The sequence below is a fragment of the Streptomyces sp. NPDC002773 genome, from assembly GCF_040295605.1.
Classification (GTDB): Bacteria; Actinomycetota; Actinomycetes; order Streptomycetales; family Streptomycetaceae; genus Streptomyces.
The window spans coordinates 1-23,759 of record NZ_JBEOVO010000040.1; the positions used below are offsets into that span (position 1 = coordinate 1).

Annotated in this window: 24 protein-coding genes; 5 read left to right on the plus strand and 19 right to left on the minus strand. The window is 72.6% G+C overall.

Annotated features, from left to right (window positions below):
- The 14 genes from ABT034_RS31000 to ABT034_RS31065 form a co-directional block, all read right to left on the minus strand.
- A partial coding sequence (locus ABT034_RS31000; RefSeq protein WP_502973097.1) for a hypothetical protein occupies window positions 1–315 on the minus strand: 315 nt, incomplete at its 3' end.
- A gap of 163 nt (window positions 316–478) precedes the next feature.
- Entirely contained in the window at window positions 479–1,612 is a 1,134-nt protein-coding gene (locus ABT034_RS31005; protein ID WP_351220392.1) for an acyl-CoA dehydrogenase family protein, read from the minus strand.
- Window positions 1,609–3,603: an acetyl/propionyl/methylcrotonyl-CoA carboxylase subunit alpha gene (locus ABT034_RS31010; RefSeq protein ID WP_351220438.1), complete on the minus strand. Its 1,995-nt coding sequence runs from the start codon at window positions 3,601–3,603 to the stop codon at window positions 1,609–1,611. Before ABT034_RS31010 ends, ABT034_RS31005 begins: the two co-directional genes overlap by 4 nt.
- A 17-nt stretch (window positions 3,604–3,620) precedes the next feature.
- On the minus strand, window positions 3,621–5,222 hold the full coding sequence (locus tag ABT034_RS31015; protein WP_351220393.1) for an acyl-CoA carboxylase subunit beta: 1,602 nt from the start codon (window positions 5,220–5,222) through the stop codon (window positions 3,621–3,623).
- Between the two features lie 88 nt (window positions 5,223–5,310).
- Entirely contained in the window at window positions 5,311–7,002 is a 1,692-nt protein-coding gene (locus tag ABT034_RS31020) for an acyclic terpene utilization AtuA family protein (RefSeq protein ID WP_351220394.1), read from the minus strand.
- Complete coding sequence (locus tag ABT034_RS31025) at window positions 7,002–7,841, minus strand: TIGR03084 family metal-binding protein (RefSeq protein WP_351220395.1); 840 nt, start codon at window positions 7,839–7,841, stop codon at window positions 7,002–7,004. Before ABT034_RS31025 ends, ABT034_RS31020 begins: the two co-directional genes overlap by 1 nt.
- A 92-nt stretch (window positions 7,842–7,933) precedes the next feature.
- The gene (locus tag ABT034_RS31030; RefSeq protein WP_351220396.1) at window positions 7,934–8,596 is read right to left on the minus strand and encodes a M15 family metallopeptidase; all 663 of its coding nucleotides are present in this window, start codon (window positions 8,594–8,596) and stop codon (window positions 7,934–7,936) included.
- A gap of 34 nt (window positions 8,597–8,630) precedes the next feature.
- On the minus strand, window positions 8,631–8,930 hold the full coding sequence (locus tag ABT034_RS31035) for a hypothetical protein (RefSeq protein WP_351220397.1): 300 nt from the start codon (window positions 8,928–8,930) through the stop codon (window positions 8,631–8,633).
- 81 nt (window positions 8,931–9,011) lie between these two features.
- On the minus strand, window positions 9,012–9,197 hold the full coding sequence (locus ABT034_RS31040) for a DUF1272 domain-containing protein (RefSeq protein WP_351220398.1): 186 nt from the start codon (window positions 9,195–9,197) through the stop codon (window positions 9,012–9,014).
- Between the two features lie 319 nt (window positions 9,198–9,516).
- The gene (locus ABT034_RS31045) at window positions 9,517–9,678 is read right to left on the minus strand and encodes a hypothetical protein (protein WP_351220399.1); all 162 of its coding nucleotides are present in this window, start codon (window positions 9,676–9,678) and stop codon (window positions 9,517–9,519) included.
- Between the two features lie 719 nt (window positions 9,679–10,397).
- Window positions 10,398–10,742, minus strand: a complete 345-nt coding sequence (locus ABT034_RS31050; protein ID WP_351220400.1) for a hypothetical protein — start codon at window positions 10,740–10,742, stop codon at window positions 10,398–10,400.
- Between the two features lie 52 nt (window positions 10,743–10,794).
- Window positions 10,795–11,175, minus strand: coding sequence for a VOC family protein (locus ABT034_RS31055; protein WP_351220401.1), 381 nt, complete (start codon window positions 11,173–11,175; stop codon window positions 10,795–10,797).
- Between the two features lie 524 nt (window positions 11,176–11,699).
- The gene (locus ABT034_RS31060; protein ID WP_351220402.1) at window positions 11,700–12,551 is read right to left on the minus strand and encodes an MBL fold metallo-hydrolase; all 852 of its coding nucleotides are present in this window, start codon (window positions 12,549–12,551) and stop codon (window positions 11,700–11,702) included.
- A 94-nt stretch (window positions 12,552–12,645) separates the two neighbouring features.
- Window positions 12,646–13,554, minus strand: a complete 909-nt coding sequence (locus ABT034_RS31065; RefSeq protein ID WP_351220439.1) for an EamA family transporter — start codon at window positions 13,552–13,554, stop codon at window positions 12,646–12,648.
- 230 nt (window positions 13,555–13,784) lie between these two features.
- Here ABT034_RS31065 and ABT034_RS31070 point away from each other — a divergent pair, with 230 nt between their 5' ends.
- Entirely contained in the window at window positions 13,785–14,654 is an 870-nt protein-coding gene (locus ABT034_RS31070; RefSeq protein ID WP_351220403.1) for a LysR family transcriptional regulator, read from the plus strand.
- A 92-nt stretch (window positions 14,655–14,746) separates the two neighbouring features.
- Here ABT034_RS31070 and ppnP read toward each other — a convergent pair whose 3' ends face one another.
- Complete coding sequence (ppnP, locus tag ABT034_RS31075; protein WP_351220404.1) at window positions 14,747–15,058, minus strand: pyrimidine/purine nucleoside phosphorylase; 312 nt, start codon at window positions 15,056–15,058, stop codon at window positions 14,747–14,749.
- A 331-nt stretch (window positions 15,059–15,389) separates the two neighbouring features.
- Window positions 15,390–18,248 (minus strand): FAD-binding and (Fe-S)-binding domain-containing protein, encoded by a 2,859-nt coding sequence (locus tag ABT034_RS31080; RefSeq protein WP_351220405.1) that lies wholly within the window; start codon window positions 18,246–18,248, stop codon window positions 15,390–15,392.
- A 51-nt stretch (window positions 18,249–18,299) separates the two neighbouring features.
- Here ABT034_RS31080 and serC point away from each other — a divergent pair, with 51 nt between their 5' ends.
- The gene (serC, locus tag ABT034_RS31085) at window positions 18,300–19,418 is read left to right on the plus strand and encodes a phosphoserine transaminase (protein ID WP_351220406.1); all 1,119 of its coding nucleotides are present in this window, start codon (window positions 18,300–18,302) and stop codon (window positions 19,416–19,418) included.
- Window positions 19,419–19,493: 75 nt separating this feature from the next.
- On the opposite strand, the gene ABT034_RS31090 is transcribed toward serC, so the two are convergent.
- The gene (locus ABT034_RS31090) at window positions 19,494–19,862 is read right to left on the minus strand and encodes a cupin domain-containing protein (protein ID WP_030550082.1); all 369 of its coding nucleotides are present in this window, start codon (window positions 19,860–19,862) and stop codon (window positions 19,494–19,496) included.
- A 91-nt stretch (window positions 19,863–19,953) separates the two neighbouring features.
- A complete protein-coding gene (locus tag ABT034_RS31095) occupies window positions 19,954–20,952 on the minus strand; it encodes an SdiA-regulated/phytase-like domain-containing protein (RefSeq protein WP_351220407.1) in 999 nt (332 codons plus the stop codon).
- A gap of 117 nt (window positions 20,953–21,069) precedes the next feature.
- On the opposite strand from ABT034_RS31095, the gene ABT034_RS31100 reads away from it, so the two are divergent.
- Both ABT034_RS31100 and ABT034_RS31105 read left to right on the plus strand, forming a co-directional pair.
- The gene (locus tag ABT034_RS31100) at window positions 21,070–21,912 is read left to right on the plus strand and encodes an alpha/beta fold hydrolase (protein WP_351220408.1); all 843 of its coding nucleotides are present in this window, start codon (window positions 21,070–21,072) and stop codon (window positions 21,910–21,912) included.
- A 95-nt stretch (window positions 21,913–22,007) separates the two neighbouring features.
- A complete protein-coding gene (locus ABT034_RS31105) occupies window positions 22,008–22,721 on the plus strand; it encodes a GDSL-type esterase/lipase family protein (RefSeq protein ID WP_351220409.1) in 714 nt (237 codons plus the stop codon).
- Here ABT034_RS31105 and ABT034_RS31110 read toward each other — a convergent pair.
- Entirely contained in the window at window positions 22,705–23,118 is a 414-nt protein-coding gene (locus ABT034_RS31110) for a carboxymuconolactone decarboxylase family protein (protein ID WP_351220410.1), read from the minus strand. The two genes, ABT034_RS31105 and ABT034_RS31110, sit on opposite strands and share 17 nt — an antisense overlap.
- A 91-nt stretch (window positions 23,119–23,209) precedes the next feature.
- On the opposite strand from ABT034_RS31110, the gene ABT034_RS31115 reads away from it, so the two are divergent.
- On the plus strand, window positions 23,210–23,752 hold the full coding sequence (locus ABT034_RS31115; protein ID WP_351220411.1) for a MarR family winged helix-turn-helix transcriptional regulator: 543 nt from the start codon (window positions 23,210–23,212) through the stop codon (window positions 23,750–23,752).
- Window positions 23,753–23,759: the final 7 nt, after the last annotated feature.

Genomic DNA, 23,759 nt, shown 5'->3' on the forward strand with positions numbered 1-23,759 from the left:
ACGGGGCCCGATTCGAGGAACGCGCCCATCGCGCTGGACAGAGTCGGTTCGGGGGCCCTGGTCGTTAGGGGTTCGGCGGCGTGAGCCGGAGAGGAACAACAGGAACCACACACCGGCCAGGACGGTCGCGACGATCTTCTTCGTCTGCCCCCAGCGGCTCAGCCAGACCAGGGCTATGCCCGCCGGGGGGAAGAACACCAGCAGCACGATGATCAGCGCGGAATGCTGCCACCAGCGCCGGGCGGGCGGGGGCGGCGGGGCGTACGCGTACGGATACGAGGGCGGGGGCGGGGGCGGGGGCGGCGGCGGTTGCACGGGCGTGTCTCCTGGGAGCGTGAACTGAGCGTGTGCGAAGAGCCGAGATCGTACACAGGATGTTCACAACCGGTGTCCGCGTTACGGAAATCGAGACGCGACCGGAAGCCGGGAGCCCGCCCGGCAAGGCCGTCGACGACCGCGAGCCGGGTCAGTAGCCGGGTCAGTACGACTTGGGGAGCCCCAGGGAGTGGGTCGCCACGTAGTTCAGGATCATCTCCCGGCTCACCGGGGCGATCCGGGCCACCCGGGACGCCGTGATCAGGCGGGCGAGGCCGAACTCGCGGGTGAGGCCGTTGCCGCCGAGGGTGTGGACGGCCTGGTCGACGGCCTTCACGCACGCCTCCGCCGCCGCGTACTTGGCCATGTTCGCCGCCTCACCCGCCCCGACGTCGTCGCCCGCGTCGTACAGCTGCGCCGCCTTCGCCATCATCAGGCGCGCCAGCTCCAGCTCGATGTGCGCCTGGGCCAGCGGATGCGCGATGGCCTGGTGGGCGCCGATCGGGGCCTTCCAGACCTGGCGCTCCTTCGCGTACTTCACGGCCTGCGCGAGGGCGTACCGGCCCATGCCGATCGCGAACGCGGCCGTCATGATCCGTTCGGGGTTGAGCCCCGCGAACAGCTGCAGCAGGCCCGCGTCCTCGTCGCCGACGAGCGCGTCGGCCGGCAGGTGCACGTCGTCGAGCGTCAGCTCGAACTGCTTCTCGTTCGCGTCGAGTTCCATCTCGATGTGCCGCCGCCGGAAGCCCGGCGCGTCACGCGGGACGACGAACAGACAGGGCTTGAGCGTGCCCGTGCGGGCGTCCGACGTCCGACCCACGATCAGGGTCGCGTCGGCGATGTCGACGCCCGACACGAACACCTTCCGCCCGTTCAGGACCCACCCCTCCTCGGTGCGGGTCGCCGTGGTCGTGATGCGGTGCGAGTTGGAGCCCGCGTCCGGCTCGGTGATGCCGAACGCCATCGTCCGCGACCCGTCCGCGAGGCCCGGGAGCCAGGCGCGCTTCTGCTCCTCCGTGCCGAAGCGGGCGATGACCGTGCCGCAGATCGCGGGCGACACGACCATCATCAGGAGCGGCGCCCCGGCGGCGCCCGCCTCCTCCAGGACGACCGACAGCTCGGCCATGCCGCCGCCCCCGCCGCCGTACTCCTCGGGCAGGTTCACCCCCAGGTAGCCGAGCTTCCCCGCCTCCGCCCACAGGGCCGCCCGGTCGAAGCCGGGGCCGTGGCGGTGGCCGAGGGCCGAGACGGCGGCGCGGAGCGCGGTCAGCTCTTCACTCTCGATCATGGTGCTCATGCGGACGTGTCCTCCTGTGCTTCGGTCGGGACAGCGGGCTGTACGACGGCGAGCAGGGCTCCGACCTCGACCTGGCGGCCAGGGGCGGCGTGGAGCGCGGTGAGCGTGCCGGAGGCGGGGGCGGTGACGCGGTGCTCCATCTTCATGGCCTCCAGCCAGAGCAGCGGCTGTCCGGCGGTGACCCGGTCGCCGACGGCGAGACCGTCCGCGACCCGGACGACGGTGCCGGGCATGGGGGCGAGCAGGGAGCCCGGTTCCTGGGGGGCGGTGGGGTCGGGGAAGCGGGGGCGGGCGGCCAGCCGGTGCGGGCCGGCATGGACGGTGTCGCCGTACCGGGCGACGCCGAAGTCCCGTACGATTCCGCCCACTTCGAGGCGTACGCGATCGGGCGCGGCACTCACCACCCGTACCCCTTCGGGCGTCGTGACCTCGTAGCCGCCGCCCCGCGTCGGCCGGTAGCGGACCTCGTGCTCCCCGTACGCCTTGGCCTGGTCCTGCGAGGCGAGGTTGCGCCAGCCGCCGCCGAACCTGCCGGCGTTCCCGGCTGCGTCCGCGAGCGCGGCGGCGACGGCGGCGTGCGTCTCGCCGTCCAGGGGCCGGGTCAGGGCGTCCAGATTCCGCCCGTAGAACCCGGTGTCGAGCAGCTCCGCGTCCAGGAACTCGGGGTGCCGCAGCGAGGCGACCAGCAGCTCCCGGTTGGTGACGGGCCCGTGGATCACGGCGCGTTCGAGGACGTGGGCGAGCTTGCGGGCCGCTTCGGCTCGGGTCGGGGCGTGGACGACGACCTTGGCGAGCATCGGGTCGTAGTGGACGCCGATGGTGTCCCCGGAGACGTACCCGGTGTCGACCCGCACCCCGGCCGGCACCCCGTCTCGCACCCCGACCCGCACCCCGGCCGGCACCCCGTCTCGCACCCCGGCCCGCGCCCCGGCCCGCAGCCCGCCCCGCGCCCCGGCCCCCACCTCCCCGGGGACGTCGAATCGGTGCAAGACGCCCGTCTGCGGGCCCCATTCCCGCGCCGGGTCCTCCGCGTAGAGGCGGGCCTCGATCGCGTGGCCGCGCCCGGCCGGGGGCCCCGGCGGCAGCTCACGGCCCTCGGCGACGGCGATCTGGAGGGCGACGAGGTCGACCCCGTACACCTCCTCCGTCACCGGGTGTTCGACCTGGAGGCGGGTGTTCATCTCCAGGAAGTGCGCCCGGCCGCCCTCGACGAGGAACTCGACCGTGCCCGCGCCGACGTAGCCGACGGCCTTCGCCGCCCTGACGGCCGTGTCGAGGAGCGAGGCTTCGAGCGCGGCGGGCAGACCGGGCGCCGGGCACTCCTCGATCACCTTCTGGTGGCGGCGCTGGAGCGAGCAGTCTCGGGTGCCGAGCGCCCAGACCTCGCCGTACGCGTCCGCGAGGATCTGCACCTCCACGTGCCGGCCGTTCTCCACGTACGGCTCGACGAACACCTCACCGTCCCCGAACGCGCTCTCCGCCTCGGCGGAAGCCGCCTCCAACGCACCCTCCAGCGCGCCGAGTTCGCGTACCACCCGCATGCCACGGCCGCCGCCGCCCGCCGCCGCCTTCACCAGGACGGGCAGATCCGCCTCGGTGACCTCGGCGAGCGGGGCGATCCCGAGCAGCTCCTTCGCCCGGGTCTTCGACGCCATCGCCTCGATCGCCTCCGGCGGCGGCCCGATCCACACCAGGCCCGCGTCGATCACGGCCCGCGCGAAACCGGCGTTCTCGGAGAGGAAGCCGTAGCCGGGGTGCACGGCGTCCGCGCCCGCCGCGAGCGCCGCCCCCACCACCAGGTCGCCGCGCAGATACGTCTCCGAGGGCGCCGCCCCCGGCAGCCGTACCGCCGCGTCGGCCTCCCGGACGTGCAGGGCGTCGGCGTCCGCGTCGGAGTACACGGCGACGGTGGAGATGCCGAGGTCGCGGCAGGTGCGGAAGACCCGGCAGGCGATCTCGCCCCGGTTCGCCACGAGGACAGAGGAAATCACCGAGGTCATCTGGGGCCTCACATTCGGAAGACGCCGAAGCCGCCGCGCGCGCCCTCGACCGGTGCCGTGTGGATCGCGGAGAGGCACAGCCCGAGGACCGTGCGGGTGTCGCGGGGGTCGATGACCCCGTCGTCGTAGAGCCGCCCCGAGAGGAACATCGGCAGGGACTCGGACTCGATCTGCGCCTCGACGAGCGCCCGCAGACCGGCGTCCGCCTCCTCGTCGTACGGCTGCCCCTTCGCGGCGGCGGACGCCCGCGCCACGATCGACAGGACGCCCGCGAGCTGCTGCGGGCCCATGACGGCGGACTTCGCGCTCGGCCAGGCGAACAGGAACCGGGGGTCGTACGCCCGGCCGCACATGCCGTAGTGCCCGGCGCCGTAACTCGCCCCCATGAGGACGGACAGGTGGGGGACGCGGGAGTTCGACACCGCGTTGATCATCATCGCGCCGTGCTTGATGATGCCGCCCTGCTCGTACTCCTTGCCCACCATGTAGCCGGTGGTGTTGTGGAGGAAGACCAGCGGGACGTCCCGCTGGTTGGCGAGCTGGATGAACTGCGCCGCCTTCTGCGACTCCGGGCCGAAGAGGACGCCCTGCGCGTTGGCGAGGACACCGACGGGATAGCCGTGCAGGCGGGCCCATCCGGTCACCAGGCTCGGCCCGTACAGCGGCTTGAACGCGTCGAAGTCGGAGCCGTCGACGATCCGGGCGATCACCTCGCGCGGGTCGAACGGCGTCCTGAGGTCGCCGGGGACGATCCCGAGCAGCTCGTCCTCGTCGTACTTCGGGGGCTCGGCGATCGTGACCGGATCGGGGTGGGCCTTGCGGTGGTTCAGACGGGCCACGATCCGGCGGGCCTGGCGGATCGCGTCGGTCTCGTCGACGGCGTAGTGGTCGGCGAGCCCCGACGTGCGGGCGTGCATCTCGGCGCCGCCGAGGGATTCGTCGTCGCTCTCCTCCCCCGTGGCCATCTTCACCAGCGGCGGCCCGCCGAGGAACACCTTCGAGCGCTCCTTGATCATCACGGCGTGGTCGGACATGCCGGGGACGTACGCGCCGCCGGCCGTCGAGTTGCCGAAGACGACCGCGATGGTGGGGATGCCGGCGGCGGAGAGGCGGGTGAGGTCGCGGAACAGCGCCCCGCCGGGGATGAAGATCTCCTTCTGGGAGGGGAGGTCGGCGCCGCCGGACTCGACGAGCGAGATGACGGGAAGGCGGTTGGCGAACGCGATCTCGTTGGCCCGGAGCGCCTTCTTCAGCGTCCACGGGTTGGAGGCGCCGCCGCGTACGGTCGGGTCGTTGGCGGTGATCAGGCACTCGACGCCCTCGACGACCCCGATGCCGGTGATCAGGGAGGCCCCTACGGTGTAGTCGCTGCCCCAGGCGGCGAGCGGCGACAGCTCAAGGAAGGGCGAGTCGGGGTCGACGAGCAGCTCGATCCGCTCACGGGCGAGCATCTTGCCGCGCGCCCGGTGCCGGGCTGTGTACTTCTCGCCGCCGCCCGCGAGGGCCTTGGCGTGCTCGGCGTCGAGCGCGGCCAGCTTGTCGAGCATGGCGGCGCGATTGGCCTGGAAGTCGGTCCCGCCCGTGTCGAGGGCGGAGGCGAGGACGGTCACGGGGGCCCTTCCGGGAGGTCGATCGGGGTGAGGGGCGGGGTGGCGGTCGGGGTGACTCCGGCCGCTCCGGGGCCGCAGCCGGCCGCAGTCACAGCAGCCGCTCCGGTACGTCGACTTCGCGGGAGCGCAGCCACTCGCCGAGGGCCTTCGCCTGGGGGTCGAAGCGGGCCTGGGAGGCAACGCCCTCGCCGAGGATTCCGGCGACGGTGAAGTTGAGCGCGCGGAGGTGGGGGAGGACGTGGCGGGTGACGGCCAGGCCGGCTGTCTCAGGGAGGAGTTCTCTGAGTTTGTCGACCGTGAGGGCGTGGCTCAGCCAGCGCCACTCCTCCTCCGTACGCACCCAGACGCCGACGTTCGCGTCCCCGCCCTTGTCCCCGCTGCGGGCCCCTGCGACCCGGCCGAGGGGCATGCGCCGGACGGGGCCTGCGGGGAGCGGCTCGGGAAGGTCCGGTTCGGGTACGGGTTCCAGCTCGCGTGTCCGTGCCGGTACGGGGACGGGGACGCGGGTCCCGTCCGGGAGGACGGCCGTGTGCGGGACCTCGGCGGCCGGTACGTACGCGGTCTCGAAGACGCCGTAGGGGGCGCCCCTGCCGGGTGGCGCGGTGACGTGGAAGCCGGGGTAGCTCGCGAGGGCCAGTTCGACGGCCGCGCCGGTGAGGGCCCGGCCGACGGCCTCGGGGCGGGGGTCGCGGACGACGAGCCGGAGCAAGGCGCTCGCGGTCTCCTCGGTGCGGGCGTCGGGCCGGTCGGTGCGGGCAAGTTCCCAACGGGCCTCGGCCGGAGGGGACTTCACGAGGGCGTCCTCGACCTGGTCGCGTACCAGCTGGGCCTTGGCCTCGATGTCGAGGCCCGTGAGCACGAACACCACCTCGTTGCGGAAGCCGCCGAGCCTGCTGAGCCCGACCTTGAGCGTGGGGGGCGGCGCCTCACCCCGGACGCCCGCGATCCGGACCCGGTCGGGGCCCTCCTGCGCGAGCCGGACGGTGTCGAGCCGGGCGGTCACGTCGGGGCCGGGGTAGTGGGCGCCGGCCGTCTCGTACAGGAGCTGCGCCGTGACCGTACCGACGTCGACGAGTCCGCCGGTGCCGGGGTGCTTGGTGATGGCGGCGCTGCCGTCGGCGTGGAGCTCGGCGACCGGGAAGCCGGGGCGGCGGAAGAGCTTCGGGTCGTGCTCGCGGAAGAAGGCGTAGTTGCCGCCGGTGGCCTGGGTGCCGCACTCCAGGACGTGCCCGGCGACGACCGCGCCCGCCAGCTTGTCGTACTCCTCCGGGCCCCAGCCGAAGTGCCACTGCGCGGGCCCGGTGACGAGGGCGGCGTCGGTGACGCGGCCGGTGACGACGACGTCGGCTCCGGCGGCGAGGCAGGCGGCGATGCCGGCGCCGCCGAGGTAGGCGTTGGCGGCGAGGACGCCGTCCGTGGCGGGCAGCCGGTCGCCCTCGACGTGCGCAATCCGCGTCGGCAGGCCGAGCTTCGCGGCGAGGGCGCGCAGGGCGTCGGCGAGCCCGGCGGGGTTGAGGCCGCCGGCGTTGGCGACGATCCGGACCCCGCGCTCGTGGGCGAGGCCGAGGCCCTCCTCCATCTGGCGCAGGAAGGTCTTCGCGTATCCGGCGGCGGGGTCTTTGAGCTGGTCGCGGCCGAGGATGAGCATGGTCAGCTCGGCGAGGTAGTCGCCGGTGAGGACGTCGAGCCCGCCGCCGGGCCCGCCGCCGGTGAGCATCTCGCGGACGGCGTCGAACCGGTCGCCGTAGAAGCCGGAGGCGTTGCCGATACGGAGGACCATCAGGCGTCCTCGGGGGTGGGGGCGGCGCCTGAGGCCCGGGCGGCGCCGGGTGCCGTCCCGGTCGGGGCCCGGCCCGGGCCCGCCGGGCCTGCGAAGGCCTGGGCGATGGTGAGCCAGTGTTCGGCGTCGGGGCCTGCGGCCACCAGGGCGGTGTCGTCGCGGTGGACGCGCTGGGTGACGAGCAAGCAGAAGTCGAGGGCGGACCCGGTGATCTTCTGGCCGGCGCCCTCGGGGCCGTACGCCCACAACGTCCCGTCGGGGGCGCGGAGTTCGACCCGGAAGGGCTCGGCGGGTGCGGGGAGGCCCCGTACCAGGAAGGCGTAGTCCCGGGCGCGGTGGCCGATCCAGGCGACATGCCGGAGGCGGGCGGTGGGCGGGCGGACAACCCCGAGGGTGTCGGCGACGTCCTGACCGTGGGCCCAGGTCTCCATGAGCCGAGCGGTGGCCATGGCGGAGACGCTCATAGGCGGCCCGTACCAGGGGAATCGCGCCCCGGGCGGCGCCGCGCGCAGTACACCCTGGAGCCGTTCGCGGCCCTCGCGCCAGCGGACGAGCAGCTCGGCGGGCGGCAGCTTCGCCCCCTCCTCGGCGCCTTCATCGACGAAGCGGTCGGGCGCGGCGAGCGCCTTCGCGGTCTCGGCGGCGAAGGCCTCGGCGTCGGTGGCGGCGAGGAGGGCGGCGCGGTCCGTCCAGGCGAGATGCGCGATCTGATGGGCGAGGGTCCAGCCGGGCGCGGGGCTGGGCGCACCCCACCGCTCGGGACGCAACTCGCCCACCAACCGGTTGAGTTCGCTGCTCTCGTCACGCAGGTCGTCGAGCACGACGACAGGGTCGGACACGGTGCGCTCCCCTCGGGGGACGGGCGTTCGCGGTCACGGGCCTTCGTCGAGGAGCATGGCAGTGGCGCCAGAAACAATCAAGCGTGCTTGCTTTACTTTTCCGGTCCGAGCTCCTTGGGGCCGTACAGGGCCGCGGGCCGCCCCGCGAGCACGGCCCAGTAGCGGTCACCGAAGGACCAGTGCCACCACTCGGTCGGGTAGTTCACGAGCCCCGCCGCCGTGAGCACCTCACCCAGCAGCTCCCGGCGGGCACGCGCCTCCTCGCCGATGCCGGGGGCGTGGGTGTAGCAGGCGCCCCCGCTCTCCTCCGGGTCGGCGTTCAACCGGGTGCCCAGGTCCAGCTCGCGGCCGTCGGCGTCGGCCAGGGTGAGGTCGACGGCCGCGCCCGCGCTGTGCGGGGCGATGTCGGGATGCGACACGTACCGGCTGGCGGCCGAGTGGATCCGGGCGTCGGGCCAGTCGGGGTGGGCGGCTCGCAACCCGCCGGCGTACTCCTCGAAGTACCGCCGCTGGAGGGACGGGGGCCGGTACCCCTCGACGAACAGCAGCCGCAGCCCGTCCGGCAGCGCCGCCTGCGCCTTCAGCAACCGCTCCAGCACGCCTTCCCGCAGATGGGCGAAGGCGCCGGCCGGGTCCTGCTTGCGCATATCGACGAGCAGCGCGCCGTGTCCGCGCACGTCCACGAGGGGTTCGCCGCGCTCGGCGACGGGCACGGCGGCGACCTTCGGGTCCGACATCAACATGATCCCAGTCATGCCGCGATCCTCCCGCAGGGGCCGGGCAGGTCGGTCAGTCGATGATCGGGCCGCCCGCCGTCCACCGCTGCCCGACGGGCCGCTGGTGGCCGGAATCCAGCGGAGTACCGTTCTCGTCGACGACCCTGTGCTCGCCGACGACCTTGTACGGATCGCCGTCCTCGTAGAGCCACACGATGACGCAGCCCTTCGAGACACGGGTCTCGAACCAGACGTCGATCCCCTCCGCCGCGGAGTGGACCGTGAACGCCTCCCCCGGCTTCATCCAGTAGTCCTCACAGGACGGCTCGACGAAGAGACAGAGGTCGATGTCGCCCCCGTTCTCCACGGGCATGCTGCTGCGACCCACTGATCCCCCAGAGATCGGCGCCACTCCGAACGCGGCACTCACTACCGCACCACAGTAACCGCAGCCCTAGACCGCGCCCACGCGCCGCGGACGGGGCACGAGTTCACCGCCGCAGTTGGGGCAGACCCCCGCCATGGCGTCGGCGCAGGGGACGCAGAAGCTGCACTCGTACGAACAGATCCGCGCGGGCCCGTCCGCCGACAACGCCGCCGTCTCACAACGCTCGCACCGGTCTCGCATCTCCAGAGCCATCGTCGGCCCCCTTCCCTCGTCATCCCGCGGACACCCCATGGTCCGCGCCCGCCCCCGACGCCCTCCACACCCCCGCCGGACAAAGATCAACGGAATCGGGTCAGCGCCCGACCAGGCAGAACGGATGGCCGGCCGGGTCTCCGGTGAAGCGTGGAGGGAGGGGTCGCATGGCGGAGCGCGGGGCGGTACGGCTTCGCGGCGTACGCGTCGTCCGGTTGTCCGCCTGGACCGAGGGGACCACCGGTCCCGAACGGCATCGCGACGCGGACGACCAGGGTCGCCACCGCCTCCCGACAGGCACGGAGTTCGGACGCGCAGCCTAACGCTGTGCCCACCATGTGCCCGCTACCCCGCCGGCGGTGGTGACGAGGGCGACGAGCCACCCTGGGATGCGCTGGACGATCAGGTGCAGTCCGCCGACCCGGAGTTCGAGCGCGGGGTGGGTCGCACTCTTTGAGTCCATGTTGCGAGTCGTCGTCATGGTTCGCAGTCCTCTCGCTGGCTTCGGCCATACGGCTTGCATGTCCTCTGGCTCCTGTCGCGCGCCGTTGCGCGACGGCGATGGAAGAAAGGACACAGCGAGTTCGGGGGCCGTGATCAGGAGCACTTGGCGTGGTGGTGTGCTTCGAGCCAATCCCAGAGAGCTTCACCGCCCCCAAGGCGTATCGCGCTGATTACGGAAAAAGCGTATCGCTCCCGCCCCACGCGCCGTCATGAACCGTGCGCGTCAAAAGCCGGGGTGGAAGTTTGACGTTATGGACAGTGCCACGACGGATGACTCTTGGCGGCTTCGAATCCAGTGCAGTAGGGCAGCGTCTGACGTGCGGTTACGTTGCGATCCACCCGCAGGCCTCAAGGGCGATCGCGTGATCAACGCGAAACTCCGAAGGGGTGCCGGGCCCCTTGGCCGCCGGACGCAGCCAATCTGTCGCCGAAATCGTCCCTTTTCGCCGCGCAGCCATGCGTGTGGAGGTACCCCTGCCCCTGATCGGATTCCAGCGCTACGACCTGCACACGCGGGATGCCGAGGAGGCGATCCCACATGCCCAGACGTCCACGCACCCGTGCTCGGACCCCCGGTGGGTTTACTGCTAAGCGTCTGCGCGGAGACGCCGGACCACTTCCGTCGCACGATCAAGACCGATCGGGGACCGCCCTCGTCCAGGGCGAGCACCTCCCGCCAGAGACGAACGGGTTCCGTCAGCGGGCTTCCAATTCTTCGGCCCTCTTCGTGAGTTCCGCCGCGATGTCGTCCCAGTCCGGACCGTGCAGCCACAGGTTCCCCGCAGCCTCCAGCAGGAGATCCGGCTCGTCGGGCCGCTGCAGCAGTACAAGCCGATAGGCGAGGTTGCGAATCCACACCGGGAGCAAGCCGTCAACCAGGTTCGGGCAGAGCTCCCGCAGCATCGAGAGGATCGCGTCCGCGTCAGCGAACGTCAGCTCTTCCACGAAGTAGTGCTCGCGATGCTCCTGACCGCATGCCGGAGCAGGACGGAACTCATCTCCATAAAGACACCGGGCGTGTTCGGTCAGCGTGCTGTGCATGCGCTGGAGCTTACGAAGCCATGATCCGCCGCGTCCCCGGGTGGCTCGTCGCTCAATGGTGCCCGACCAGGCAGAACGGATGGCCCGCCGGGTCCGCGTACACCCGCCAGCTCCTCCTGCCGTCCCCCTCGTCCAGGACGGTCGCGCCCCGCGCGAGGACCTGCTCCTCGGCCGCGTCCAGATCCGCGACGCCGAAATCGAGGTGGAACTGCTGGGGGCGCTCCGGGTCCGGCCACGTCGGCGGGCGGTGGTCGGTGACGCCCTGGAAGCAGAGGACGAGCCCACCAGGCGTGTGCAGGGTGGACCAGGCCTCGTCGAGGGACCAGCGACGGTCGGGCCGGTCGACCTCCCCGCCGAGCACGGCCCGGTAGAACTCGGCGTGTTCACGGGGAGCGGGGCAGTCGAGCACGACGCACTGCAGTTCAGCGATCATGCGCCGGATCCTAGGCGCCAGACGGGCACCGGTGGCCGCCGCCGGCGCGGGTTACGGACCAGGCGCACGGGCATCACCGGCCCGGCGGCGCACACGCACCTGGTCCGCTGGAGCGCGTACCCGGGTTCAGGGGCGGGTGACGCCCGTCGCCGGGGAGCACGTGCTCTCCTGCCGGCCGGCGACCGTTCCGCACAGGGTGACCGCGTCGTACGGGGTGCCGGCGGCGCATGGAGGTCACGCAGCCGGGTCTCGCGGATCGTGACCGCGTCCCAGTGGCACTCCTCGACCTGCCGGTCGTGCCTCAGACAGGTCTCGCCGTCGCACCGAGGCGCGCCCGGGACCCACGCCGCGCCGGCAAACTCCGCCGACGCCTCGGCGGGGGCGGAAGCGGGACCGGAAGCGGGGGCAGGAGCGGAAGCGGAAGCGGCTCGTCGGCCGCCGGCGAAGGGGCTGCCTGAGTTCTACTCCGCCTCACGCCCCCCTCTCATGTCCCCGCCTCACACCCCCCATCCCACGTCCCCGTCTCACGTCCCCGAAGGCCGCGGCTGCTCCGGCGGAACGGAGCTCTCGGCGGCCGCCATCCACTGGTCCAGGTCGGCCTGGGTGAACTCCGTCCACGGCGGGATGTCGGGGAGCCGGCGGAGCAGGTCGTAGGCCTCGGGAATCTGGGGGCCGCGCAGGACCGGGCAGTGGCAGCCGGCGATGACCTCGGCGCCCAGATGCTGGAAGTCGGAGACGACCGTCCCGAACTTCTGGGCGTCGAGCAGGGCGACCCACGGGGAGACCAGCCTTCCGCCGAAGAACTGGCCGTCGCGGAATTCGTCCGGCGACAGCGCCGCCGTTTCGGGCATGGGGGTCGGTACGTTCGTGGCGAAGGTGTCGACGGACCACAGGACGTCGGTCTTCGGGTCGAAGAGGGCGCGGGTCGTGGGGTTGTCGTACAGCGGCGGCCGCTTGGCGACCAGGGTGCGGTCGCCCGCGTCGATCGTGTCGCCGTCGGTCATGAAGCGGCACCGGTTGATGGGGGTCTCCCACTCCTCGGCCATGCGGCCGACGGAGAACCATGTCGTCAGCAGGGTCGCGTTCGGGCATTCCGCGAGGACCGCCAGGAGGTTGCCGGCGTGGTCGCGGTCGTCGTGGGTGAGGAAGATCCACCGTACGTCCAGGGGGTCCACGACGGACCAGGCCGCCTCCAGCCACTGGGCGCGCACCGCGGGCGCCCCGGTGTCGACGAGGATCGGTTCGGCTCCCCGGATCACCATCGAGTTCATCGGGAAGTGGCCGACCGGTGGGGCCTCAAGGGCCCACGGGATGACGAACGTCTCCTCGGCGATCTTGTACGGCTGCAGAAGGGCGAAACTTTCCATGGTCGTCATCGCTGCTCTCCCTCGGACGGAGCCGCCGCAGCGTCCATGCCTCCAGTGCAACCCCGTGCCGGGCCGCCGTCAAACGCACCACGCGTGACGCTGATCAGCGTTGGGTCCGGACCGCGCCCATGCTCGCCCCGATCACGAGGGCGATGGCGAGGGCGTCGAGGACGGACAGGGCCTGGCTGAGGACGAGGAAGCCGGCGGCCGCCGCGATGGCCGGTTCCAGGCTCATCAGGACCGCGAAGGTCGGGGCGGGCAGGCGGCGCAGGGCGAGGAGTTCCAGGGTGTACGGCAGGACCGAGGACATCAGCGCGACCACGAGGCCGAGGCCGATCGTCGACGGTACGAGGAGCTTGCCGCCCGCCTCCACGATGCCGAACGGCAGGCTGAGGACGGCGGCGAACGCCATGGCGAGCGCGAGCCCGTCCGCCTGCGGGAAGCGCCGGCCCGTACGCGCGCTGAACACGATGTACGTGGCCCACATGGCGCCGGCCGCGAGCGCGAAGGCCGCGCCGAGCGGATCGAGGCGGTCGAAGCCGCCACCGCCGAGGAGGACGAGGCCGGCGAGGGCGAGCCCGGCCCACAGCAGGTTCACGAGCCGGCGTGAGGCGACCACGGAGAGGATCAGCGGGCCGAGCACCTCCAGGGTCACGGCGACACCCAGCGGGATCCGGTCGACGGCCTGGTAGAAGAGGATGTTCATGCCCGCCATGGCGGCGCCGAAGGCGACGATCGTCCCCCAGTCGGCGCGCCCGTAGCCGCGGACCTTGGGCCGGCAGACGATCAGCAGGACGGCGGCGGCGAGCAGGAGCCGCAGGGTGACGACCCCGAGCGCGCCCGCGCGTGGCATGAGGAGGACGGCGACGGCGGAGCCGAACTGTACGGAGAGCCCGCCCGCGACGACGAGCGCCACCGGGCCGAACCGGTGCCCCGCCGGCCCCCGGCGAGGGCCGCCCGGCGCCTCCGCGCCGACGGCGGCCACCGCCGGGGCCCCCGAGGGGGCCGCCATCAGGGCCGCATCCTTGACCGGACTGTCCACCGAGCGCTCCTCCACACACCGCAGGCACACGCACACCGGCACACGCCCGCCCACATCAAGTCCAACACACTGTACGCATAGTGCATCACACTGCACTACCGAATATCGGAAGCTCCCCTTCCCTACTCCTCCCCTCTCACGCTACGAGCCCCCGCGCGGCACCGGAAATGCCGATTGCGCTGCGGTTATGCTCCGGACGCATGAGCATCGAGCTACGCCACCTCCGCTGCTTCCTCGCCATCGCCGAGGAGTCCAGCCTCACCAGGGCGGCCGCCCGGCTCCACCTCACCCAGCCCGCCGTCTCCCGCACCCTCGCCGCCCTCGAACAGCACCTCGGCGCCCGGCTCGTCGACCGCTCCACCCACCACCTCGCCCTCACCGCCGAGGGCCGCGCGTTCCAGGGCCGGGCCGCGGCCGCCCTCGCCGCCTTCGAAGCCGCCGTCGACCCGGCGAGGCTCCGGCACCGGCCCCTGCGCCTCGGGCACGCCTGGTCGGCGTTCGGCCCGTACACCACTCCCCTGCTCCGGCGCTGGCAGCGCGAGCACCCCGACACCCCGCTCGAACTCCTCCGCATCGACGACCGCACGGCCGGCCTCACCCGGGGCGAGGTGGACGCGGCGCTGCTCCGGGGCCCGGTCGACGCGCCGGGCCTGGTCACCGAGGAGCTCACCACCGAGGAACGGGTGGCTGCCGTACCCGCCGACGGCCCGCTCGCCGACCGGCCCCGGCTCACCCTCGACGACCTCGCCGGCGGAACCGTCGTCCTCAACACCGTCTCCGGTACGACCACACTCACGCTCTGGCCGCCGGCCGCCCGCCCGGCGGCCACCGTCACCGTCGCCAACACGGACGACTGGCTCACGGCGATCGCGGCGGGCCGGGGCGTCGGCGTCTCCTCCGCCTCCACCGCCGCCCTGCACCCCCACCCGGGCGTCACCTACCGCCCACTGCCCGACGCGCCCGCGCTGCCGGTGGTCCTGGCGTGGCGGGACGCGTTCCCGCACCCGGCAACCGGGGCGCTCGTGGCGATGGCCAAGGAGATCGTCAGCGGGGGTGGGGGCGGGGGCTGAGGGCGGGCCCACTCCTCGCGGAGGATGCCGTACGTGACGGAGTCCCGCCAGGCGCCCCGAACGAACAACGACCGCGTGACCGAACCGACCGGTCAGCGGTATTCGCAGAGGTACGCGGTGGCGACCTCGACCTTCAGCTGGAACTTGCTGTCGCCCGGGACCTCGAACCGCGTGCCCGCCGCGAAGGTCTCCCAGTCGCCGACGTCCGGCAGCTTCACCGTCAGGGCGCCGCTGACCACGTGCATCGTCTCCGGGGCGGCCGTACCGAACTCGTACTCCCCCGGAGCCATGACGCCGATGGTCGCCGGGCCCTGCTCCTGCTCGAACGCGATCGACTTGACCGTGCCGTCGAAGTACTCGTTGACCTTGAACGGGGACCCGGACGTGGACTCGGACGTGGACATGAGCATCCTCCGCTAAACCGTGGGAACAGCGGCGCCGCGCGCCGCAACCGTGCTGCCCGACCGCGCTGTCTGGGCAAGGAGCTCCCGTTGTACACCGAGTGAGACCTCCCAGGCGCTGCTGTCTCGCGCAGAGAGGAGTTGGCGCCGTCCGCCGCGCGAAGGAACGTGGGCGTGCGGGCGCGCAAGCGCAAGCACAAGCCGGGCGGCAACGGCGCGGCCGACTTCGCGAGCTTCTGGTGCGGCCGGAGCCTACGCGGACGGGGGCGGGGCGGCCCCCGCCGCGAACCCAGCCCCCACCCACCGTCCCGCCAGGAACCCCGCCCCCAGAACCTCACAGACCCCCCACCTCCACCCCCTCCGCCAGCACCTCCGCCAAGTGCCGGCCCCTCGCCCCCGCCACCTCCTCCATCTGCGTCCTGCACGAGAAGCCGTCCGCCAGGACGGCTGCCTCCGGTGGGGCGGCGCGCAGTGCGGGGAGCAGCTGGTCCTCCGCGCACGCCAGTGACACCTCGTGGTGGCCCGGTTCGAAGCCGAAGTTTCCCGCCAGGCCGCAGCAGCCGCCCGCCAGTTCCCCCGTCAGGCCCGCTCGTTCCCTGAGCCTGCGGTCCGCCGCGTCCCCCAGTACCGCGTGCTGGTGGCAGTGCGTCTGGCCGGTGACCGGTCGGTCCACTCGCGGCGGTTCCCACTCCGGCGCCAGCATCTCCAGCGCCTCCGCGAACGTCCGGACCTTCGCCGCCACGCGCGCCGCCCTCGGGTCGTCCGGCAGCAGTTCCGGCAGGTCGCTGCGGAGAGTCGCCGCGCACGAGGGCTCCAGTACCACCACCGGACCCTCCAGCCCCTCCCTACCCTCCAGGCCCGCCCTTCCCTCCACTCCCTCCAGCCCCTCCAGCACATCCAGCGTCCGCCGCATCACCCTCCGCGCCGCCCCCAGCTGCCCCGTCGACACGTACGTGAGCCCGCAGCAGACCCTCCCCTGCGGCAGCGCCACCCCAAGGCCCGCCGCCTCCAGGACGCGGACCGCCGCCCTGCCCACCTCCGGCGCCAAGTGGTCCGTGAACGTGTCCGGCCACAGCGTCAGGTCCGCCGGGCGCGTCGATCCCCGGTCCGCGAACCACGACGTGAAGGACCGTTCCGCCACGCGCGGCATCGTCCGCTCCGGCGTCACCCCCGCCAGCCTCGCCGCGAACGGCAGCCGCATCATCGGGTTCAGGCCCCGCCCGAAGACGTCCAGCCAGTGCGGCAGCCTGCCCATCGTCCAGTGCGAGCGCGGCCTGCGCAGAAAACCGAGCGGTCCCGCGTAGTGCCGGTCCAGGAACTCCGCCTTGTACGCGGCCATGTCGACGCCCACCGGGCAGTCGCTGCGGCAGCCCTTGCACGACAGGCACAGGTCCAGTGCCTCCCGTACCTCCTCCGAGCGCCACCCGTCCGTGATGATCTCGCCGACTGCCATTTCGTGGAGCAGCCGCGCCCGCCCCCGGGTCGAGTGCTTCTCCTCCCCCGTCGCCCGGAACGACGGGCACATCACCCCCGGCCCTGAACTCGGCCCTTCCACCCGGCACTTCGCCACCCCCACGCACCGGGCGGCAGCCCTCCCCACCCCCACCACCGGCAGTCCCGCGAACCGCAGCCCCTCGTCCAGCGGGCGCGGCCGTACGAGCATCCCCGGGTTAAGCCCTCCGTCCGGGTCCCACACGTCCTTCACCGCGCCGAAGAGGCCGACGAGCTCCTCCCCGTACATCTTCGGCAGCAGTTCGGCCCGCGCCTGCCCGTCGCCGTGTTCCCCGGAGAGCGAGCCGCCGTGGGCGACCACCAGGTCCGCCACCGCCTCCGAGAACCGGCGGAAGTCCCGTACGCCCTGCTCCGTCCACAGGTCGAAGTCGATCCGGACGTGCACGCAGCCGTCACCGAAGTGCCCGTACGGGATGCCCCTGAGGCCGAATTCGGCCAGCAGCGCACGGAATTCACGCAGGTACGCGCCGAGCCGGGCCGGCGGTACCGCGCAGTCCTCCCACCCCGGCCAGGCCTCACCCGCGCTCCCCGGCAGCCGGGTCGCCGTCCCCGCCGCGTCCTCCCGGATCCGCCACAGCGCCCGCTGCCCCGCCGCATCCGCCACCACGGCCGCGTCCAGCGCGTCCGCCGCCCGCACCAGATCCCGCGCCGCCCCCGCCCCTTCGACCTCGCAGAACAGCCAGGCCCCGCCCCTGGGCAGCCCTTCCGCTCCCCGTACGAGATCCGCTGCCATGCCCTCCACGGTGAGCGGCCCTCCCCCACTCTCGGCTTCGTTCGAGCGGGGGGACCGCCATGGCAGGAGTCCCGCCGCCGCTTCGGCCGCCGCGCTCTCGTCGGCGTACCCGAGGACGACGAGCACCGGCTCCTGCGGCAGCGGGACGAGCCGTACCGTCGCCTCCGTCATCACCCCGAGCGTGCCCTCGCTGCCGCAGAACGAGCGGGCCACGTCCACACCCCGCTCCGGGAGCAGCGCGTCGAGCGCGTAGCCGGAGATCCGGCGCGGGAGGCCGGGCGGGTAGCCGGTCCGCAGCAGGGCGAGGTTGCGGCCGACGAGGTCGAGGAGTCCGGGGGGCGCGCCCCGACCGTCCCGCCCGAGCGTCAACCGCGCGCCTCGGTAGCTCACCACATCCAGCGAGCGCACGTTGTCGGCGGTGGTCCCCCAGGCGACCGAGTGCGCCCCGCAGGCGTTGTTGCCGATCATGCCGCCGAGCGTGCAGCGGCTGTGCGTGGACGGGTCGGGCCCGAAGGTCAGCCCGTACGGGCGTGCCGCCTCCCGCAGCCGGTCGAGGACGAGCCCCGGCTGGACGACGGCCGTCCGCTCCTCGGGATCGAGTGAGACGAGCCGGGCCATGTGCCGTGTGAGGTCGAGCACGACGCCGGTGCCGGTGGCCTGGCCCCCGATGGACGTGCCGCCGCCGCGCGCGACGACCGGGGTGGTGCCGTGCGCCCGGCACACCTCGAGGACGGCGGCGATGTCGTCGGCGTCGCGCGGCGCGACCGTACCGACCGGAACCCGGCGGTAGTTGGAGGCGTCCATCGAGGTCAGGGCCCTGGCCGTGGTGGAGAAGTCGACGTCTCCCGCGACGGCGGCGCGCAGGGCGGCGGCGAGGGCGGCGGCCGGGCCGGACGTGTGTTCCTCGTGTGTTCCCACAAGCCCAGGATGTCTCAGAGTCCGTCTCATCGGGCGGACATCCGGCGACCGGCTCCTTCCCGACCCGATACTCTCCGCCTCGTGGCTGATATCCAGATTCCCGCTGACATCAAGCCCGCCGACGGCCGTTTCGGCGCGGGCCCCTCCAAGGTGCGTACGGAGGCGCTGGACGCCCTGGCCGCCACCGGCACCTCTCTCCTCGGCACGTCCCACCGCCAGGCTCCCGTGAAGAACCTGGTCGGCGAGGTACGTACCGGCATCCGTGACCTCTTCTCGCTCCCCGAGGGTTACGAGGTGATCCTGGGCAACGGCGGCTCCACCGCCTTCTGGGACGTCGCGACCCACGGTCTCATCGAGAACAAGTCGCAGCACCTCACCTTCGGCGAGTTCTCCTCCAAGTTCGCGAAGGCCGCGAAGCTGGCCCCGTGGCTGGCCGAGCCGACCGTGATCTCCTCCGACCCGGGCACCCACCCGGAGCCGGTGGCCGAGGCGGGCGTCGACGTCTACGCGTACACCCACAACGAGACCTCCACCGGTGTCGCCGCCCCGATCAAGCGGGTCGCGGGCGCCGACGAGGGTGCGCTCGTCCTGGTCGACGCGACCTCCGGCGCCGGCGGCCTCCCGGTCGACATCACCGAGACGGACGTCTACTACTTCGCCCCGCAGAAGTCCTTCGCGGCCGAGGGCGGCCTGTGGCTGGCGGCGTTCTCCCCGGCGGCCCTGGAGCGGGCGAAGAAGATCCACGAGTCGGGCCGGCACGTCCCCGAGTTCTTCTCGCTGCCGACGGCGATCGACAACTCGCTCAAGAACCAGACGTACAACACGCCGGCGCTCTCGACCCTCTTCCTGCTCAACGAGCAGCTGAAGTGGATCAACGGCCAGGGCGGCCTCGAATGGGCCGTGGCCCGGACGAAGGAGTCCTCGGACGCGCTGTACAACTGGGCCGAGGAGTCCAAGTACGCGTCGCCGTTCGTCACGGACGCGGCGAAGCGCTCGCAGGTCATCGGCACGATCGACTTCGCGGACGACATCGACGCGGCCGCGGTCGCCAAGGTGCTGCGCGCGAACGGGATCGTGGACACCGAGCCGTACCGCAAGCTGGGCCGCAACCAGCTGCGGATCGCGATGTTCCCGGCGATCGACCCGGCGGACGTGCGCGCCCTCACGGCCTGCGTCGACTACGTGATCGAGAAGCTCTGACCTTCCCCGTACGCGTACGGAGGGCCTGGCGCCGGAAACTTCCGGTGACAGGCCCTCCGCCGTGTCCGGCACGGGTCAGCCGCCCGATTGCGCCTTCACGTGGTCGATCACCGCGTTGAACTCGGCGGTCGGTGAGAACTCGACGACGTCGACGTCCTCCAGGGCTTCGGGGGCGTGGCCGGGTCCCCAGTAGTAGGCCTGTCCGGCCTCGTAGATCTCCTCGCCCGAGGCTGTCCGCATCCTGATCCGGCCCTTGAAGAGGTACCCCCAGTGGGGGCACTGGCACAGGTCGCCCTCCAGGCCCTTGAGCGCCGGACCCATGTCCGTGCCCTTGGGGAGGTGGATGAAGGCGACGCTCATGTCGCCTCCGGCCTCCTGCATGCGGAAGTCCAGGCCGCCGCCTTCCATGGCGACGGGAGTGTCCTCGCGAGTGAATCCGGTCATGACTCCTCCACGCCTCGTACGCCCCCTCCGGCCCCCTCCCCTCCAGTCTCGACCCGGCGGCGCGCCCGGTCGACACGGGGAGGCGGGGGCGTCAGCCCCGCCGCAGCAGGCGCTTGATGCCGAAGACGAGGACGAAGGCGCCCGCGAGGACCAGGAAGCCCACGGTGGCGTTCCCTCCCTCCCCCCCGGCGGCCGGTGACTGCGGGGAGGGAGGCGACTGCGGCGCGCCCGGGGTGTCCGCGGGCTTCTCCGAGGGGGGCGGTGTGGCCCCCTGGCGTTCCACCCGGACGACCTTGCTGCTCTGCCCCTCCGAGCCGAGCATGAACGCCGAGCCGTCCCTTGTGTACGTCACCGATTCCGCCTGGCCCTGGAACGTGGCCCCGATGGAGGTGCCCTCGTCGCCGAGGCGGCCGTCCTTCCAGGTGTACTCGCGGGCCATCAGGTAGCCGCGGAGGACCAGCCGGTCGCCGTCGGGCGAGAAGGCGCCGTCGGTCACCCACGGCACCTCGCCGATACGCCGGAACACGTTCGTCCCCGACGAGGAGAGCCGCTCGGGGCCGGCGTACAGGCCGCCGCCGTCCTCGTTCTTGCTGGCGATGTACACCCGGCCGGTCTTCGGGTGGACCATCAGGGCCTCGGCGTTGCGCGCCCCGTCGGCGTACTTCACGACGTACTGCTTCGCCGCCACCTTCTGGTCCTTCAGCGTCTTCGGCTCGGGGAACCGGTAGATCCAGACGTGGTCCCAGGAGCCGTCGAGGTTGTCGCCGATGTCGCCGACGTAGATGTCGCCGTCGGAGCCGACCGCGATGGCCTCCATGTCGCGGGGGGTGCCGACGCCCTGCATGGTCAGGGTCGCGACGGTCTTTCCCGTACGGGAGTCGATGCCGTAGATCAGGGGCGCGTCCTGGTCGTTGTGCGTCCAGTAGACGCCGGGGTGGGCGCGGCTCGCGGCGATGCCGCTGGACTCGGTGACGCGGGAGTCCTCGATCGTGAAGTCCCGGTCGGGCTCCTGGCCTTCGGCACGGGCATGACCGGCCGGGAGCAGCACCAGGGCCACCGCCGCGCCGAGGGCGCACAGAGCAGATCGCATGGGCTCAAGCCTGCCACGGCGTGGCGGCGATGACCTTGTCCGCTGGGGGCGATGACCTTGTCCGCTGTCCCTGAAACCTGCTTGACCTGCGTCGGGGGCGCTGTCAGGGTCGCGTCCATGCCTACCTTCCGCGCCCCCGACGGCACCCTGCTCGCCTACCACGAGGCCGGTACCGGCGCCCCTCTCCTCTGCCTGCCCGGCGGGCCTCTCCAGGACTCCGTCTATCTCGGCGACCTCGGCGGTCTGGCCGCGCACCGGCGGCTGATCCGGCTCGATCTGCGGGGCACGGGCGCGTCGGCGGTGCCGGGGGACCCGGAGTCGTACCGCTGCGACCGGCTCGTCGAGGACGTGGAGGCGCTGCGCGTGCACCTCGGTCTCGACACCGTCGACGTCCTGGGGCATTCGGCGGGCGCGAACCTGGCCGCGCTGTACGTGACCCGGTATCCGGAGCGGGTCGGCCGGCTCGTGCTCGTCACTCCGGGCGCGGCGGCCCCGGGGCTCGAAACGGCCCCGGAGGAGCGGCTCGCGGCGGCGCGGCTGCGGAAGGACGAGCCGTGGTTCGGGCCTGCGTACGCGGCGCTTGAGGACGTCACGGCGGGGCGGGGTACGGCCGAGTCCTTCGGGGCAGTGGCTCCGTTCTTCCACGGGACCTGGGACGAGGCGGCGCGGGAGCGGCACGCCGCCGGGGAGCGGCAGCGGAACGGCGAGGGCGCGGGGGTCTTCGCGGGTGAGGGTGTCTTCGATCCGGCGGCGACCCGTGCGGTGTTCGCGGAGTTCGCGCGGCCGGTGCTGGTGGTGGCCGGGGAGGGGGACGTGAACACGCCGGTGCCGACGGCGGCGGCGTACGCGGGGCTGTTCCCCGGGGCGGCGCTCGTGGTCCTGGACGGGGCGGGGCACTTCCCGTGGCACGACGACGCGGAAGGGTTCGCGAAGCAGGTGGGTTCCTTCCTGAACGGGTAGTTCGCACAGGAGGGGCGTGACCGTGGCGACGGTGGCGGCGGCCCGTGTCCCGGATCACGTCGCAGGCCCAGGACGGCGTCCGCGATGATATGACCATGCGTTTTCTGTTCGTCGGCGACAGCATGACCATCGGACGCGCCGGCGACTGGACCTGGCGGTACCGCATGTGGCGGCACCTGGAGGCCACGCTTCCGGGCGGGTACGAGATCGTCGGGCCGCGCTCGCGCCTCTACGTCCCCGAGGACGACGCCGCGACCTCGGAGGCGTACGCGGACCCCGCCTTCCCGGCCCCGGCCCGCCGCCATCTGGCCGGCTGGGGCGAGGGCTGGCTGCACATGGCACCCGTGATCGGGGAGACGGTCGCCGCGACCGGCGCGGACGTGCTGCTCGTCTCGCTCGGCCTGATCGACCTCGGCTTCTACACGAACAGCGACCAGACCCACGACAACGTCCGGGCGTTCGTCGCGGCGGCCCGCACCGCGAACCCGCACGTGCGGGCGGTGCTCATGCCGGTCATACCCAACGTCCGCGCCGGATACGACGCCCCCTTCGCGGCCGAGTGCGCCCGCTTCAACGAACTCCTCGCGAAGGCGGTCGCCGACCTCGACACGGCCGCCTCGCCGCTCCTGCTCGCGACGGTCCCGGAGTCGTACGACCTCGGCGCGGACACCTACGACGGCACGCACCCGGGACCTTCCGGCGAACACAAACTGGCGGCCGCCTTCGCGGACGCGATGCACCAGGCGTGGGGCCTGGGCAGCCCGTACGGGTGCACCCAGACCACCCAGGACCTCATGCCGCTCGGGTGAGCCGGTTCGCGAAGGTGGAGAGGGTGTAGGCGCCGACGCCGAGGACGACTTCCAGGGCGTTCCGACGGGTGTAGCCGGCCTTCTCGAAGGCGGCCAGGTCGGCGTCGCTCACCGCACCGGAGGTGGCGAGCACCTGGAGGGTGAACGCCCGTATCGCGTCAAGGCGTTCGGGCTCGGGCGCCGGCCCGAGGGCGGCCATCTTGGCGTCGTGCATGTCGACGCAGAGGTGGCACTGGTTGCGGTGGGCGACGGTCAGGATGACGGTCTCGCGGGAGTGCGCGTCGAGGGTGGTGGACTCGAAGATCTGGCTGAGCTTCAGGAAGCCGTCGAGGGTCTCCGGGGACTCCTTGAGGAGGGCGACGGCGGCGGCGGTGCGGGCGGACAGGTCTACGGGCAAGGCATCTCCTGGCAGTCGGCGATCGGCGATCGGCGATCGGCGATCGGCGATCGGCGATCGGCGATCGGCGATCGGCGATAGAATCGACAACATGGTTGACCATGTCGACAGAGAAAAAGTAAACCAGGTTGTCGATCAGGGCAAGGGAGAAAGAGAACCCGTCTCGGATTCCCCTCCGGGCTTCGAGCTCCCCCTGCTCCTCTTCGGCGGCTTCCGCACCCTCATCGACCGGCTGCACACCCGCCTCGCCGCCGAGGGCCACCCCGACCTGCGCCCCGCGCACGGCTTCGCCATGCAGGCCATCGGCGGCCGGGGCGCCACCGCCAGCGAGATCGGGCGGCGCCTCGGCGTCTCCAAACAGGCCGCAGGCAAGACCGTCGACCGACTGCTCGCCCTCGGCTACGCCGAGCGCGCCGACGACCCCACCGACGCCCGCCGCAAACTCGTCCACCTCACCCCGCGCGGCCGCGCGGCCCTCGCCCGCTCCGCCGCGATCTTCGACGAACTGCGGGCGGAGTGGGTCGCGGCCCTCGGCGCGGACCGCGTCCGGGACATCGAGACGTCCCTGCGGAACGTCGTCCCCGCGGAGACGGCGTTCCGCCTGGACGCCACCAGCTGGCTGGGCGCACCCTGAACCCGGG

Bases quoted from the DNA above. Each gene is read 5' to 3' on its own strand.
- ABT034_RS31005 (WP_351220392.1), bottom strand. From the start codon at position 1,612: ATGAGCACCATGATCGAGAGTGAAGAGCTGACCGCGCTCCGCGCCGCC.
- ABT034_RS31020 (WP_351220394.1), bottom strand. From the start codon at position 7,002: ATGGTCCTCCGTATCGGCAACGCCTCCGGCTTCTACGGCGACCGGTTC.
- ABT034_RS31030 (WP_351220396.1), bottom strand. From the start codon at position 8,596: ATGACTGGGATCATGTTGATGTCGGACCCGAAGGTCGCCGCCGTGCCC.
- ABT034_RS31035 (WP_351220397.1), bottom strand. From the start codon at position 8,930: ATGCCCGTGGAGAACGGGGGCGACATCGACCTCTGTCTCTTCGTCGAG.
- ABT034_RS31040 (WP_351220398.1), bottom strand. From the start codon at position 9,197: ATGGCTCTGGAGATGCGAGACCGGTGCGAGCGTTGTGAGACGGCGGCG.
- ABT034_RS31045 (WP_351220399.1), bottom strand. From the start codon at position 9,678: ATGACGACGACTCGCAACATGGACTCAAAGAGTGCGACCCACCCCGCG.
- ABT034_RS31050 (WP_351220400.1), bottom strand. From the start codon at position 10,742: ATGCACAGCACGCTGACCGAACACGCCCGGTGTCTTTATGGAGATGAG.
- ABT034_RS31055 (WP_351220401.1), bottom strand. From the start codon at position 11,175: ATGATCGCTGAACTGCAGTGCGTCGTGCTCGACTGCCCCGCTCCCCGT.
- ABT034_RS31060 (WP_351220402.1), bottom strand. From the start codon at position 12,551: ATGACGACCATGGAAAGTTTCGCCCTTCTGCAGCCGTACAAGATCGCC.
- ABT034_RS31065 (WP_351220439.1), bottom strand. From the start codon at position 13,554: ATGGCGGCCCCCTCGGGGGCCCCGGCGGTGGCCGCCGTCGGCGCGGAG.
- ABT034_RS31070 (WP_351220403.1), top strand. From the start codon at position 13,785: ATGAGCATCGAGCTACGCCACCTCCGCTGCTTCCTCGCCATCGCCGAG.
- ppnP (WP_351220404.1), bottom strand. From the start codon at position 15,058: ATGTCCACGTCCGAGTCCACGTCCGGGTCCCCGTTCAAGGTCAACGAG.
- ABT034_RS31080 (WP_351220405.1), bottom strand. From the start codon at position 18,248: ATGAGACGGACTCTGAGACATCCTGGGCTTGTGGGAACACACGAGGAA.
- ABT034_RS31090 (WP_030550082.1), bottom strand. From the start codon at position 19,862: ATGACCGGATTCACTCGCGAGGACACTCCCGTCGCCATGGAAGGCGGC.
- ABT034_RS31095 (WP_351220407.1), bottom strand. From the start codon at position 20,952: ATGCGATCTGCTCTGTGCGCCCTCGGCGCGGCGGTGGCCCTGGTGCTG.
- ABT034_RS31100 (WP_351220408.1), top strand. From the start codon at position 21,070: ATGCCTACCTTCCGCGCCCCCGACGGCACCCTGCTCGCCTACCACGAG.
- ABT034_RS31105 (WP_351220409.1), top strand. From the start codon at position 22,008: ATGCGTTTTCTGTTCGTCGGCGACAGCATGACCATCGGACGCGCCGGC.
- ABT034_RS31115 (WP_351220411.1), top strand. From the start codon at position 23,210: ATGGTTGACCATGTCGACAGAGAAAAAGTAAACCAGGTTGTCGATCAG.